This window comes from Desulfobacula sp., from assembly GCF_030611305.1.
In the GTDB taxonomy this organism is placed as follows: domain Bacteria; phylum Desulfobacterota; class Desulfobacteria; order Desulfobacterales; family Desulfobacteraceae; genus Desulfobacula.
This window is the reverse complement of sequence record NZ_JAUWQB010000040.1, coordinates 16,454-31,001: the sequence shown is the minus strand read 5'-3', so window position 1 is coordinate 31,001 and position 14,548 is coordinate 16,454. Positions and strand designations below refer to the sequence as shown.

The window sequence follows — 14,548 nt, the reverse complement described above, 5'->3', positions numbered from 1 at the left end:
GTGTATCTTTTTGCGGCCATGATCGGCCTTGCAACCACCATTGCCGAACCATCTCTCATTGCCGTAGCGTTTAAAGCCAGCGAGGTATCAGCCGGCACGATCAAACAATGGGGGTTAAGGATCACTGTTGCCATAGGGGTCGCGTTTGGCATAAGCCTTGGAACATTTCGTATTATCACTGGCACCCCGCTTTATGTATATATTTTGGTGGGCTATATGATTGTGATTGTCCAAACCATATTTGCCCCCAAAAACATCATTGCTCTGGCCTATGATTCCGGCGGGGTTACCACTTCAACAGTTACAGTGCCATTGGTGGCAGCTCTTGGCCTTGGACTGGCTTCCACCGTGCCTGGAAGGAATCCTGCCCTGGACGGTTTTGGCCTTATTGCCTTTGCCAGTCTTTGCCCCATTATAACAGTTATGGGTTATGCTCAGTTAATGCACTGGCGTACTAAACGTAAAACATAATTTATGGAGAAAACTAATGCGCTTTAAACTTATTTTAGCCTCAGTAAAGGCAGATATCACGGACGGTATTGTTGATGCAGCAAAAGAGGCAGGAGCAACAGGAGCAACTATCATACCGGCCAGGGGAACCGGTATCAAGGAGGCGAAAACTTTTTTTGGCCTATCTCTGGAGGCACAGACCGATATTATCCTGTTCCTTGTTGAAGAGCATCTTATTACCAAAATTCTGGATACTATAAAGAAAGCGGGAAAATTCCACAAACCGGGAACTGGAATTGCATTTGTTATTCCAGTTGATCATGTTGTGGGTCTGGAAAGTCAGATGGAAAAATTTAAAGAAGAAGTTCGGAAAGGATATTTTTAAATGATGACATTGATTTCTATAGAGGGGGAAAAGTATGGGACCTGACAACACCTCAATAATACGGGCAAGGGACGTGATGCATAAAGGGATTATATCCATTGACGGCATGGCCACGGCTAAAGAGGCTGCCGCTAAAATGCGGGCTGAAAAAGTGTCCTCGCTTCTCGTCAAAAAAAGACATGCCGATGATGCATGGGGCATCCTGGTCGTTCAGGATTTTATTAAAGGGGTGATAATACCGGGTCGCTCCTCAGAGGAGGCGCATGTCTATGAACTCATGACAAAGCCTATTATCACCGTGCCGGCTGATATGGACATCCGTTATGTTGCCCGCCTGATTTACCAGGCCGGCATACGAAGAGCTTCAGTCGAGGAAGGAGGGGAGCTTATCGGTATGATTTCTCTTTCCTCGTTGATCCTTGGCAATGAGTTTTTTTAGTCAAATCACCGACCTCCTGCATAGCAGCTGGTGAAGCTGGCGATATTGCAAAAGCACAGAGAGAGGTAGCATGAAAACAATTGGTCTTTTGGGTGGAATGAGTTGGGAAAGCACGGTTAGTTACTATCGAGCGATAAACGAGGGGGTAAAAAATGCTCTTGGTGGTTTACACTCCGCCAGGATCGCACTGTACAGTGTTGACTTCGACCCCATTGAAAAGCTGCAGCATGAAGGTGATTGGAAAGGTACAGCTAAAATACTTTCAGAAGCGGCCTTGAGCGTGCAGTCTGCCGGCGCTGATTTTCTGGTTATCTGCACAAACACTATGCATAAGGTTGCTCCCCAAATAGAAAATACAATTGATATACCGTTGTTGCATATCGCTGATGCAACAGCCGAAGCGCTTGTGGACAACGGCATAAAAAAAGTGGGCCTGCTGGGCACAGCTTTTACGATGGAGCAAGATTTCTACAAAGGCCGGCTGATTCAGAAATATGGGCTCAATGTTTTGGTGCCGAATGAAGAAGACAGAGAGGTTGTCCATAAAATAATCTATCAAGAGCTTTGTTTAGGAAAAGTAGGAGCCGATTCCAAGACAACATATCTTCATATAATTGATTCCTTAGCTAACCAAGGAGTCGAAGCAGTGATTCTTGGATGTACGGAAATAGGGATGCTTGTGAACCAAAGCGATACCAACGTAAAGCTGTTTGATACCACTGCTATTCATGCAGAAAAGGCAGTCGAATATGCAATATAAATCCCCCCCTTCACCGGACACCGATAAGGGAGCGGTTTCAAGTGTTCAAAAATGGTTACAGGGCTATTATAAAATATGACCCTGTGATTGATCAGTTCCGTGGTGAATTTACTGTTTTATTGATACTTATCCTTTATAAAGGCAAGGGTTTCATCGATCGCAGTCAAAGTCAGACCCAGGTCTTCTTCGGTGTGTCTGTAGCTGATATAGGCATGGTGAAAGGGGGTAAAAAAGAAACCTTTCCGGATAAGCTGGGTATAAAAATCCTTTCGCTTGCTTTTGTATGCACCGGTTTCATCTTTTTTAAAGGTGATGTAGAACATGGGGGCAACACCGGTCAGTTCGGCACCCACATTATATTTGTCAATGACTGCCCGGATATTTTTCATGAACCTTTCGCCTTTTTTCCATATATTCCAAAGCACATTTTCCCGCTCCATGATTTCTATGGTCTTAAGGGCTGCAACAAAGGCTTCGCTGTTGGGGAAAAAAGTGGAAGAAATAAACAACTTTGATTCAGCCGCCATCATAACATTTTTTTTCCCGGTTACAACAGAGATGGGATATCCGTTGGCCATGGCTTTTCCAAGAACCGTCAGATCCGGTGTGACACCATATAGTTTCTGGGCACCGCCCATTGAAAGCCTGAAGCAGGTACGGATCTCATCATAGATAAGAACTGCACCATACTTATCTGCAATTTTTCTGACCCCTTCAAGGAATCCCGGGGCTGGTGTCTGCATCTTTTGATGGTTGGGATGACCGAATGGGGTCATAATGATGGCCGCAGTTTCATCTCCATGGGTTGCCATCAGATTTTCGAGCTGGTCAAGTTTGTTGTATTGAAATTCATAGACATCTTCATAGAATTTTGACGGAATACCGCCTTTCATTTCGACACACCAGTCGTGCCAGCCATGGTAACCGCAGCGCATCACCTTGAGTTTGTTTGTATGAGCCCGTGCAATACGGATGCTGGCAGTGGTGGCGTCAGAACCGGTTTTCAGGAAAATACTCATTTCAGAAGAGGGCACAATCCGGGTCAGCTTTTTGGCAAGTTCGTTCTGAAATTTCTGGGTCAGGGTGAAACAAAAACCTTTTTCTTTTATTTGTTTGTAAACCGCTGCATCCACCTCTTCTTCCCGGTAACCCAGGATGATGGGGCCGTAACCGCAGAGAAAATCAATAAATTTATTGCCGTCAACATCAGTCAAACGGCAGCCTTTGCCGCTTTCAAGAAAGATGGGGTATTCTCCGTCAATAAAATCTCCTGGCTTTCTGGCACCCAGGACCCCTCCGGGGATAAGTGTGGTTGCTTCTTCAAACAATTCCCTGCTTTTAGTGATATTAAGTTTTTTTGTCTCTTTCATGGAATGTCTCCTGTGCTAAACTTCAAACATGGATGAAATTTTTTCCGTCTGATGGATTCTCGCGCCTCTTTTTAAAAAAGCACCAATGAATTTGGCAGGATCAATACAGCCTTCAGGGGCCACAACCCCCTTTACGGTCACATCACCCGCATCCATCATAAGCGATGCTATGGAGGCGGGAAGTCCTGTCCCGGGAGCCATCCTGCCCACCATGTCGGCAGTGTAGGTGACTTTTTGTCCATCTCTTTTTCCTTTGACAATGACTTTAAGGCCGGAAGACTGGGGGCCGTTATCTCTTCCTTTAGGAATGGTCTCCCAAAGCTTTAATGCAATATCATAAGGGGTGACTTTGGTTCCTTTGATATCAATCGGTTCTGTGCCTAATAAGCCAGTATTTTTCTGCTCTTGTATCAATTCATCCACCCATAAAGGAATAAGGGCGCCTTTGATGATGACATTTTTAACTCCTTTGATGTATCTTGGGAGGGTCAAAGGCTGGGGATGGCCCACGTAACGGACATGGCAGGTGCCAAGGGGGTCAAGAAATTGTTCAGCCGTTTCTTCGGTCCCGCCTTCCACATAGACAAGTTCTCCATTAATATATTGGGGGATTTTTCCAAGGGTCATATGAAGGCTGTGGTCCCAGGCAGCTCCTGCAAGCTCGGCAATGCTGACCACCCAGTAAAGATAAATATCATCAACACTGTCCAACTTATCCGCATACCATTTTACCAGGATATTATTGGTTCCTGGATCAGAGCCCATGCCGGTGAGAACAGTGATGCCGGCTTCTTTTGCCATTTTATCAATCTCTGAGTTGAAAAGAATTTCGGTTCCTTCATAGTCGTCACAGATATCAATATAGTTTACTTTTGCCGCAACAGCTGCTTTTGCTACAGGCACGGCAGTCTTGTAAAAGGGGCCCGCGCAGTTAATCACTACATCAATCTCTTTGAATGCATTCACCATGATGTCGTGGTCATTTATGTCCATTTTTATCAGTGTTGTTTTTTCATTTTCGCGTAATTTTTTTGACAGTCTTTCCGGGTCCGGATATAAGTCTGCTAAAATAATATCTGTAACTTGCTGTTGTTTTATCAGATCCCGGGCAACGCCCTGGCCCATACCGCCGACACCGCCTATTATCACTGCACGCATGTTTTTCCCTCCTGCTATTTTTTATATAATAAATGTTATTAATATTTATTGTCAGTTATCTGTTTCCGCTGCCTCCCGGTCTCCCGCCTCCTATATTTTAAGAACCAGAGCCGCTCCTGTATCCCCGGCCGCACACCCGGTAAAGAGCATGTATCCTCCGCCCTTGTCTGTCAGTTCCTCGATGCCTTCAATGATCAGCCGTCCTGCTGTTGGAGCCTGGGGATGGCCGAATATAAGAGAAGACCCGAAATTATTAAATGTGTTCACATCAATGTTCATCTGTCTGGCAAAATAGATGTCATTGGCGGCAAAGGGATTGTGAGTCTTGATCACTTTCACCTCCTTGATGGAGATACCGGCCTTGTCCAGGGCCATTTGGGCAGCAGGCACCACAGCCATGGCCATAAACCCTTTTTTTGATCTTGCAAATCCATAGGAAACAATCTGTGCATCCTTTGATCTGTCCTGGCTTAGTTCTCCTGCTTTTTCTCTTGAGGTGACAATCAGACCGCAGTTACCGTCAGCCGGGTGAGTCTGGGACCCGAAAGTATGGGAACCATCCGGCAGTACAGGTTTAAGTTTTTCAAGGCCATCCCTTGTGGTGGGCATAACTCCTTCATCTGCATCTATTGAAAGGGTTTTCTTTTTTGATATCCGTATGCTCACCGGAAACATGTATTTTTTCTGGAATTCTCTGTTATTGGCAAGGCTGTCTGTGTACTGTTCATATCGTCTCAAGGCAACTTCATCGCATTGCTCCCTTGTCACACCGGTTTCTTTGGCAACATTCTCAGCGGTCTGGATCATGGCATTTCTTGCCCAGGGATCATTGTTAAATTGATCCATGAGCCAGTTCTCTGAAATCACTTGTCCGCCAGGGCCTTTGGGATTGGGCCAGATGGTGTGGGGACCGTTGGAACATCGGTCCGTCATCAAAGTGAAGACATTTTGGTAAAGTCCTGTTTCAATACCCATGGCTGCCTGGAATATGACAGTGGTTGAGGTGGAACAGGCCTGGCTGATAAGACAACCCGGAATATTTTGAGCACCAATCAAAGCAGATGCCCAGGGACCTCCGTAAAATGTATAGGGCTGGCCTATAGTTGCACCAAGGATCAGATAGTCGAACAGATCGGGTTCTATTTTTTTTGTTTGCAGCCATGCCTTTGCAGTTTCAGATCCAAGAACAATGGAATGCTCATTGGCCAGGCTGCCCTGCCATTTGGAAAAAGGGCTTGAATAATAACCTTTGTATGGGATAAACGCTTTTGTTAACATGATTAAATCCTCCGTATGAATATCATCTCACCAAGTCCATGATTTGGTCTATGACTGGGTCAATGATTATATTTTTTTAAAATAGCTTCCAGAACACTGCCGCCAATAGCCCGTGCTTTTTCCGAGATCGTGGTGCAATATTGCCTGTTTCCTCTGGGATCAATATCTCCAATTTTTTGTTTTTCTTTGACCCGGATGCTATTTCTTATCTGCCCTCTTAAAATGCCGTCAATCTGAGTGATGACGGGTTTGCCGGCAACATGTCCCACCACATCATTTTTTTTGACAAGGGTGCCGATGATTAAAGAAGACGTGAATATGCCGGAGCAGGGAGAGCGAAGAACCCTTTCTCTGGTATACCCGCCGATATTGCCGGGGGCTCCGGTATCAGGTTCGGGACAACCCTTTAAAATGACTCTTCCAAGGTTGTGGCCCCGGTTTGTTTCGATGGCCATATGCACATCTTTTCCTGCCTCAAATCCAGGCCCAAGTCCGATAACTAAAGGAGCTTCGGAACGATTGGTTCCCAGGTTTTTCTTGGCAATAATCGCATCAATTACCACATGGGGCCGAATCGCCTTTATACTTTCCCAATACGGATCAACAATGACAGGGATACTATTGCTGTCCCAGGCAGTTTGGATGTCATTCGCTTGAAAGATCTTTTTGGCCGTGACTCCTTCCACGATGATTTTCTCATCATGGATTGCCTCGCAGAAAGAAACCCGCCTTCGGACAGCCATAGGGTTTTCGATTTCCACCATGAAGATATTTTTAAAATTTGATTGAAAAAGGCGCCAGGCAATACCGGTGGCCATTTCTCCTGCCCCCTTTATTGCGATGATAAGTTCTTTAATGGTTCCTGTCATAATGGCATCCCTTAAGCTTATCTTCCGAATGAACAGACAGGATAATGACAGACCTTGCAATTCATGCACAATCCGCCATGACCCATGGCTGCGATATCATCTTCAGTGATTGTTTCTCCGGCCAGAACCCTTGGAAAAATCAGGTCGAACACGGTCTGTTTGTAATAAAACACACAGGCCGGCAGGCTGATAATGGGTATGTCAAAAAGCTGTGAGACCATGAGCATGGCCCCGGGAAGAACAGGACTGCCGTAAAATGTAACATTGGCACCAGTCCTGATAACCCCCTGGCGGGTGACATCATCCGGATCGACAGAAAGTCCTCCCGTGGTAATGATCATTTCGCACCCAAGTTTTTTTAATTCCAGGACAGCATTGGAAATGGCCTTCTCCTCATCGGGTACGATGATTTTTTTGATGAGTGTGCATCCGGCATCAGTGATTTTTTTACCCACAGACGGGCCGAAATCGTCTGTGATCAGGCCGTTAAAGACTTCAGAACCTGTTACTACAGCGCCCACTTTTAAAGATTTATATGGTTTGACCGAAAGAAGGGTTCCTGTTCCTTTTGTAAGCAGCTCAAGTGTTTCGATATTTTTTGTCGGGATGGTCAATGGAATGATCCGTGTGGCTGCAACGATTTCTCCCTTTTTGCAGGGAAAATTATTTTTCAATGTGGCCACAATAATGCTTTCCATCTTGTTGACCTGGAGCAGGGCATCAACATTGATTTTTAAAAGACCGGCATATGGGGTGCTTATATTGATTTTACCTTCCCGGGGTTCGGAAAATTTAAGCTTCGGGTCTGAAATAGCTTTTGCTATTCTTTTTGCAGCATCATCTTCATGGAGCTGATCTTCTCCAAGGTCAAGAACATAGAGATACTGCTTCCCGATCTTTAAGAGTTCCGGGACATCCTTTTTTTGTACAATATGTCCTTTTTTAAAACCGACCCCTTTGAATTTTCCCCGGATGATCCGTGTCATGTCGTGGGCGAGAACGGTTCCAACTGCATCTTCAACTCTGAGCTTCTTCATTTATGTATCCTGGTTGTGATCAATTGACATTGGGTTTACTTGTGGTTTTTCTTCTTAATGGCAGCAAGAATCTTGTCCGGGGTTAAAGGGAAAGAGTCCATGTAGACACCGATGGCATTACTGACTGCTGCGCTGTAGCCTTGAGCTGCTGACATGGCAATGGACATGCCGGCTTCCTTGGCCCCGTATGGCCCTTTGGGATCAACCGATTCCACAATAATATTATTAATTTTAGGCGGCATATCACAGGCCAGGGGCAGCTTATAATCCAGCATGGTGGGATTTATGCATCTGCCATCTTTCCATTCATGGTATTCGGTTAGCATGCCGCCTTGTCCGCCCATGGCAATGGAGCCTTCAAACTGGCCTTCTAAAACCAGGGGATTCAAGGCATATCCCACATCCTGGGCCGCGGTTGCCTCTAAGACCTTAACCTGACCCGTGTCAGGGTCCACCTTGACTTCAACAATGGTGGTGCCGAATGAAAAGGCTTCGCACATCTGTCCGTAAGGGTTTTTAACCCATTCGCGTTTCATGTCTACCCTGGGCCAGTATCCGCCTTCGGCATTAACGGAATTAAAGTTCAAAAGGCTGATTCGCACAACCTTTCTAATGGGGATGGATTTTTCAGGGTCATCTTTGATAAAAATCAGGCGGTTTTTAGCTGCAAGCTTGTCAGGTTCCACCTTTAATACTTTGGAAGCCACTTTAAAAAGTTTTTCCCGGCAGTTTTGTGCCGCGATCTTTACAGCATGGCCGCCCACAAAGGTTGAAACCTGGGAGTAAGATCCGGGATCAGAAGACGTTGTCTCGGTGTCGGCTGAAACCAGATGGATGTCTTCGGGCAAAAGCCCCAGTTCTTCGGCTGCAATCTGGATCAGCATATTGTCATTGCCCTGGCCGTTGTCCACCACCCCTGACATGACCGTTGCCTCCCCGTCTTCGTTGAATTTGATAAAACTTTGGGAACCACCACGGATCCCCATGGGGAATCCGGTCTGAACAGAGTTTGTCCCGATACCGATACCATGATAAGGGGGCAGTTTCCCCCATTTTTTTTTGAAACCTGACTTTTCAACGGCCTTGTGAATGGTTTCATCCATGGCACAGGAGTCAACATAGGATTTTGTACTGGTATATTCACCCGGCTGCCGGGAATTTCTTAATCTCATCTCCACGGGATCAATGCCAAGATGATCTGCAATCATGTCCAGCTGGGTATCGAGCCCACAGGCAAATCCCCGTCCGTGGGTTCTTATCATGCCCCTGATGGGTTTGTTGGTATAAATCCTGTACCCGTTGTACCGAACGCTTTCCATCCGGTAAGCCTGCTCCATGGAAAGAAAGGGCACGCTGGTTGCAATGGGTCCTGTGCTGGAATAGGCACCCCCATCCATATAGCAGGTGGTTTCTCTTGCAAGGACCCGACCTTTTTTGTCGACGCCTGTTTTGTGGGTGGTGATCATGGCATGGCCCTGGCGGGTGCCAATGGTGTTTTCTTCTCGCGTGAATTGAATTCTTACCGGTCTCTTGGTCTTTTTGGCCAGAAGGGCGCAGATATAGTCTACCGGACAGATCTCGGACCGGCCTCCGAATGCACCGCCTATGGCTATTTTTCTTACTTTTACCTTGTGAAGCGGAATCTTGAAAGCGTTGGATAAAGGTTTGGATTTCATATGGGGTCCGCCATTGGGCATCCAGACCTCCAGGCAGTCTTCATGGTCGAACCTTGCCACAACCGCATAGGGTTCAGCCTGGAAATAGGATTCTTCCGGTGCCACATAGGTATCTTCCCTGATATAGTGGGCTTTTGCGAAATTCTCATCCACATTTCCAGTATCAATATTAACATGTATGTTTATATTGTTGGGGAAATCTTCATGAATGAGATCTGTCTCTGATGCCATGGCTTCCATGGGATCAAATACGGCCGGCAGTTCCTCGTACGTAACTTCAATGAGATCAAGGGCTTTAAGAGCGGTTTCTTTATCCACAGCAGCCACGCCTGCCACTTCATCGCCAATATATCTGACCTTTTCTATCTGGATAAACTGTTGGTCCCGGGTATAAGCAAATACTCCCCATTTAACACCTTCGGTATCTTTACCTGTAACAACCGCTTTGACTCCGGGAAGCGCCTCGGCCTTTGAGGTATCAATATTTAGAATGCGGGCGTGGGCATAGGGGCTTCTTTTGATTTTTCCCACCAGCATGCCGGGCAGTTTCAAATCAGCAGTAAACTTTGCCTTTCCCATAACCTTGGCCCTGGAATCAACCCTGGGCATTCTTTTTCCGATGATGGTATAATCAGACATCTTTTACTCCTTTGTTTTACAATCCGGGCAATGGTCCTGCGGGTTACCCGCATGGCCAACCGCTTCAACAATTTTTGCATATCCCGTACACCGGCAGATGTTTCCGGCAAGGGCCATCCGGACGGTTTTTTCATCGGGCTTGGGATTTTCATTCAGCAGTGCATCGGCTGACATGAGCATGCCCGGGGTGCAGAATCCGCACTGGACAGCCCCGTGATCGATAAAGGACTGCTGAAGATCTGACAAATCATCCCCGTTGGCAAGGCCTTCCACTGTTTTGATCCTTGTTCCTGTGGCTTCCATGGCAAGTGTCAGGCAGGCCCGGACAGGCTTTTCGTCCATGTGAACGGTACAGGACCCGCAAACGCCTTCACCGCAGCTCTCTTTTGATCCGGTCAAATCAAGCTCATCCCGCAACACTTCTAAAAGGGTGTCATTGGGAAAGACCCGGACTTCACAGGGTTTATCATTTATATTCAAGGTGATCTCTATTTTTTCCATGTTTAAAAACTCCGTAATTCGTTTATCCCTTTGCAGCAACGGCTGCCTGTGCTGCTTCTTTAAGTGCTTGAAACACCATCTGCGACACCATGGCGCACCGGTACTCAAGGGTAGATCCCACATTGTGAACAGCAAAGGTTGATGCATTATCCATTGAAGCGTCTGCCGCTTTTTTAAAGGCATTGGTATCGTTAAGTTTTTTCCCCTTTAAAGAAAATGATGCCTGGGCAAGGAAAAGAGGAGACCTGCCCATGGCACCGACAACGATTCTGGCGTCATCTATCTCATTTTTTTGTGTATCGGATCGTTTTAAAAGAACGCCTGCGCAGACAATGGGGTAATCAATGGCAGACCGGTAGGCAAGGCGCTGATATGCACTTTCAGCAATCTGTACGGGTATAATGATTTCTTTTAGAAGTTCATGGGATTCCATGGCAAAGGGCATAATACCGTCGGTGGTGTAAAAGTCTGCAAGATCTACGGTCCTCTCCCCATTTATTTTTGACAATGTGATTTTGGCGTCTAAGGCCATGAGGGCTGTAGCACCGTCGGACTGGCAGGTGGAGTTGCACCGGTCTGCTTCTTCTCGTGCATAACAGATTTTTCCGCCGTCTTTGTGGCAGGGCTGGTGCCCGGACCGGTGGAACTCAGACTGGTTGTAATGATGGCACCGGTTATCCTGGAGGATGTTTCCGCCAATGGTACCCCTGTAATGCTGGATGGTAACGGCCCCGATTTTTTCACAGGCCTGGAACAGCGCATGGGCTTCTTCTTTAATGAGACCTGATGCAACTATGTCTGCAATGGGTGTTCTGGCACCGATTTTAATATATCCGTTTTTTTCATTAATATAGGACAATTCGTTCAAGGCTTTGAGGCTGATGAGAACTTTTGGTTTTAACAACCCTTTTTTCATCCTGACCAGAAGATCTGTCCCCCCTGCAAGGATTTTTGCATCATCCCTGTGGGTGGATAGAAGGTCAAGAGCCCCTTTAAGATTTTCAGGTTCTAAATAGTCAAACCTTGGTAACCGCACGTTGTTTCTCCTTTTTGTTTGGGGTCAGGCTTGGCTTATTGACGTTATTTTTTAATACGCCAATAAGCCAAGCCTGATTATAAGAGGTTCGGTAAAAACAGAACCACTTTTGGAAAAAGCATCATTAAAATCACACAAATAATATATGCCGGCAGAAAATAGGCAACACCTTTAAATACTTTTTCAAGGGGCACATCTTTTGCCATACCGCCCACCACATAGGTGGTGGCACCCACCGGAGGGGTCACAGCCCCCAATGTGGTGACAATGGTAATGGTGACACCGAACCAGATGGGGTCATACCCTAACTCCACGGCCACTGGAAAGAAGATAGGAATGGTAATAAGCAAAAGGGCCAGGGCATCCATGACAGCTCCACCAATAATATAGATTCCAAAAATAATGGCCATAATGGTTATTTTAGAAAAGGGGAGGGCAACCACCCAGTCGGCAATGTCAAAGGGTATTCTTGTGATGGCTAAAAATCGTCCGAATATCATTGCCCCTGTAATAATGACAATCACCATGCAGGAAATTCTTAAAGTATCGAAAATGGAATTATAAAAGTCATTCCAGGAAAGTTTTCTTTGAACCAGAGCAATGACAACGGCAAAAAATGATCCAATGGCGCCAGCTTCTGTCGGGGTAAAAAGCCCGAAATAGAGCCCGAGCATGACCACCATAAAGAGGATCAGCATTTCAACGGCTCCTGACAGGGATAATATTTTTTCCTTAAATGTGGTTTTTTCTCCCACAGGTCCCCATTCAGGGTAGATAGTACAAAGCACATAAACCGTGAGGGTCAGCAGAATCGCAAGCAGTATGCCGGCACCCAGACCGCCGTAAAAGAGTTTGGCAATGGACTGTTCCGTGGAAAGCCCGATAATAATCAGGACAACACTTGGCGGGATAACCACACCCAGAGTTGATCCACAGGCAATGGCCCCTGTGCTGAGCATGGGCTCATACTTGTATTTGTTCATCTGGGGCAGGGCAACCGTGGTCATGGTAGCTGCCGTGGCTGCATTGGAACCGCAGATGGCTGCAAAGGCAGAGCATGCCAGGATAGTTGCCATGGCAATACCGCCCCTGACATGGCCCACCCATTTATAGGCAGCAGTGTAAAGTTTTTCATTGACTCCGGAATAAAAGGCAATCTGCCCCATGAAAATAAACAGCGGGATTACTGTTAGCCCGTATTTGGAAAAGGTATCCCATGTGACCGTTGCCAGCATGTTGAATCCTGCATTAAGGGTGATGATATAGGAAAATCCGCAGAACCCCACAAGGCCCATGGCAAATCCGACAGGGATCCCAAACACGAAAAGGATAAATAACAAAGCAAAGATACCGATAATGCCGATCAGGGTAAAGCTCATTTGGAGACCTCTTTTTGTAGCAAAATGGCCTTTAAAAAATCTGTAAAGATCGCCAGGGCAAGAACAAAACAGCCGAAAGCCACGGCAAAGGTAAAGGGATAGTAGATAATTCTTAAAGTTTCGGAGAGTTCACCTACATTTTTCAATGTCAAGGCCTTTTGAACGATATGCCAGGCAGCAATTGAGAAGAAGGCACAGCAAACTCCGTGGTTAATAATGGATACGATCCGTTTAAGCGGTTTGGGGTAGGCATTGACCAGAACATCTACGGAAATGTGCCCGTTTGTAAGCTGGGTATATCCAAGGGCAAAAGCCGTCACAACAGCCCCGGCATATCCCATGAGTTCAAAGGTGCCCCTGATGGGGATATAGAACTGCCGGACAAAGATGTTGGCACAGGTCAGAAGAATCATGCCCAGAAGAAATGCACCTCCGGTCAGCGTGAGCAGCTTATTCAAAAATTTATTGATTCTCATTAAAAGATCCATGTGGAGTCTCCGAAACCCTCTAACCGCCGTATGGCGGTTAGAGATAAGTTTATAACATAAGGGTTATTGGGCAAACGCTATAATATCCTTGATAATCTCTTCTGCAGGAAGACCCTTTTCTTTGGCTCCTGCAATCCATTTTTCAGTGATAAAATCAAGTTTGCCGGCCCATTTGGCTTTTTCTCCGGCTGAAAGAGTGATAAACTCAACATTGTTGACCTCTTTTGACCAGGCAATCGATTTTTTAATCTGCTCATCCATGTAATTTCCGGTCCAGAGAGACTGTTCTTCTTTAAGATCCATCATGACTTTCTGTACATCTTTGGGGAGACTATCCCATTTTGCTTTATTCATTATAACGGAAAAGGGATATAGTACCGTTTCGGTCATGGTGACATATTTGCAGTTTTCAGCGAATTTAAAGTCCTTCATGACCTCCAGAGAAGAGAAAAGGCCTTTTACCGTTCCTTTCTGCAAAGCTTCAACAGTTGCCGGCATGGGCATTCCCACAGGATTGGCACCCCAGGCTTTCAGAATTTGGGCTGCACCGCCGGATGCTCTTAAATCCAGTCCTTTGATATCGGCAAGAGTTCTTACTGGAACTTTTGACATGACATTTCCGGGGGCATTGGTAAACATGGCCAGAACAACGACATCTTTAAAGGCTTTGGGTTGATATTTTTCATAGAGTTTCAAAAGTGCCAGGCTGCCTTTTTTAGCATCTTTGATGCCAAGGGGAAGGCTTGTGGCATTAGTGACAATAAATCTTCCCGGCTGATAGGCCATGCAGATGTTTCCGATATCAGATTGACCTGCAATAACACCGTCCATCATGCCTTTGGCACCCAGAAGGGTTCCGCCGGGGAAAGTATTGATCTGGACCTGTCCATTGGTACGTTTCTCAACTTCAACTTTCCATCTTTCCATCTGAACGCAGGGGAATGTGGGTGCAGGGGGGAAGTTGGCATAATTAAGTTTGATTTTTCCTGCCATTACAGGCGCGTGAAACAATAAAAGGCAGGTAACAATAGTAAATAAAAAAAGTGTTACTGAAAAAATAGATCGTCTTACCATGGCATTAAC

Annotated in this window: 15 protein-coding genes; 4 read left to right on the top strand and 11 right to left on the bottom strand. The window is 46.0% G+C overall.

Annotated elements, in window-relative coordinates; genetic code table 11:
* From QAI40_RS09450 to QAI40_RS09435, 4 genes are all read left to right on the top strand, one after another.
* On the top strand, positions 1-471 hold a 471-nt coding region (locus tag QAI40_RS09450; protein WP_304511605.1), incomplete at its 5' end, for a DUF1538 domain-containing protein.
* Positions 472-487: 16 nt separating this feature from the next.
* Entirely contained in the window at positions 488-835 is a 348-nt protein-coding gene (locus QAI40_RS09445) for a P-II family nitrogen regulator (protein ID WP_299980565.1), read from the top strand.
* Positions 836-869: 34 nt separating this feature from the next.
* Positions 870-1,274 (top strand): CBS domain-containing protein, encoded by a 405-nt coding sequence (locus tag QAI40_RS09440; protein ID WP_299980567.1) that lies wholly within the window; start codon positions 870-872, stop codon positions 1,272-1,274.
* 70 nt (positions 1,275-1,344) lie between these two features.
* Positions 1,345-2,034 (top strand): aspartate/glutamate racemase family protein, encoded by a 690-nt coding sequence (locus QAI40_RS09435; protein ID WP_299980569.1) that lies wholly within the window; start codon positions 1,345-1,347, stop codon positions 2,032-2,034.
* A 116-nt stretch (positions 2,035-2,150) separates the two neighbouring features.
* Here QAI40_RS09435 and QAI40_RS09430 read toward each other — a convergent pair whose 3' ends face one another.
* The 11 genes from QAI40_RS09430 to QAI40_RS09380 form a co-directional block, all read right to left on the bottom strand.
* Positions 2,151-3,404 (bottom strand): aspartate aminotransferase family protein, encoded by a 1,254-nt coding sequence (locus QAI40_RS09430; protein WP_299980571.1) that lies wholly within the window; start codon positions 3,402-3,404, stop codon positions 2,151-2,153.
* 15 nt (positions 3,405-3,419) lie between these two features.
* Positions 3,420-4,562 carry a saccharopine dehydrogenase family protein gene (locus QAI40_RS09425; RefSeq protein WP_299980573.1) on the bottom strand — a complete coding sequence of 381 codons (1,143 nt, stop codon included), beginning with the start codon at positions 4,560-4,562 and terminating at the stop codon, positions 3,420-3,422.
* Positions 4,563-4,652: 90 nt separating this feature from the next.
* Complete coding sequence (locus QAI40_RS09420; protein WP_299980575.1) at positions 4,653-5,840, bottom strand: thiolase family protein; 1,188 nt, start codon at positions 5,838-5,840, stop codon at positions 4,653-4,655.
* Between the two features lie 59 nt (positions 5,841-5,899).
* On the bottom strand, positions 5,900-6,709 hold the full coding sequence (gene yqeB, locus QAI40_RS09415) for a selenium-dependent molybdenum cofactor biosynthesis protein YqeB (protein ID WP_299980577.1): 810 nt from the start codon (positions 6,707-6,709) through the stop codon (positions 5,900-5,902).
* Positions 6,710-6,726: 17 nt separating this feature from the next.
* Complete coding sequence (locus tag QAI40_RS09410; protein ID WP_299980579.1) at positions 6,727-7,746, bottom strand: molybdopterin-binding protein; 1,020 nt, start codon at positions 7,744-7,746, stop codon at positions 6,727-6,729.
* 35 nt (positions 7,747-7,781) lie between these two features.
* Positions 7,782-10,061, bottom strand: coding sequence for a xanthine dehydrogenase family protein molybdopterin-binding subunit (locus tag QAI40_RS09405; RefSeq protein WP_304511604.1), 2,280 nt, complete (start codon positions 10,059-10,061; stop codon positions 7,782-7,784).
* Between the two features lie 3 nt (positions 10,062-10,064).
* A complete protein-coding gene (locus QAI40_RS09400) occupies positions 10,065-10,562 on the bottom strand; it encodes a (2Fe-2S)-binding protein (RefSeq protein WP_299981998.1) in 498 nt (165 codons plus the stop codon).
* A 22-nt stretch (positions 10,563-10,584) separates the two neighbouring features.
* Positions 10,585-11,598 (bottom strand): FAD binding domain-containing protein, encoded by a 1,014-nt coding sequence (locus QAI40_RS09395; protein WP_299981995.1) that lies wholly within the window; start codon positions 11,596-11,598, stop codon positions 10,585-10,587.
* Between the two features lie 77 nt (positions 11,599-11,675).
* On the bottom strand, positions 11,676-12,977 hold the full coding sequence (locus QAI40_RS09390) for a TRAP transporter large permease (RefSeq protein WP_299981993.1): 1,302 nt from the start codon (positions 12,975-12,977) through the stop codon (positions 11,676-11,678).
* Positions 12,974-13,465 (bottom strand): TRAP transporter small permease, encoded by a 492-nt coding sequence (locus QAI40_RS09385; RefSeq protein ID WP_299981990.1) that lies wholly within the window; start codon positions 13,463-13,465, stop codon positions 12,974-12,976. Before QAI40_RS09385 ends, QAI40_RS09390 begins: the two co-directional genes overlap by 4 nt.
* Before the next feature lie 63 nt (positions 13,466-13,528).
* Positions 13,529-14,539: a TRAP transporter substrate-binding protein gene (locus QAI40_RS09380; protein WP_299981987.1), complete on the bottom strand. Its 1,011-nt coding sequence runs from the start codon at positions 14,537-14,539 to the stop codon at positions 13,529-13,531.
* Between the last annotated feature and the right edge of the window lie 9 nt (positions 14,540-14,548).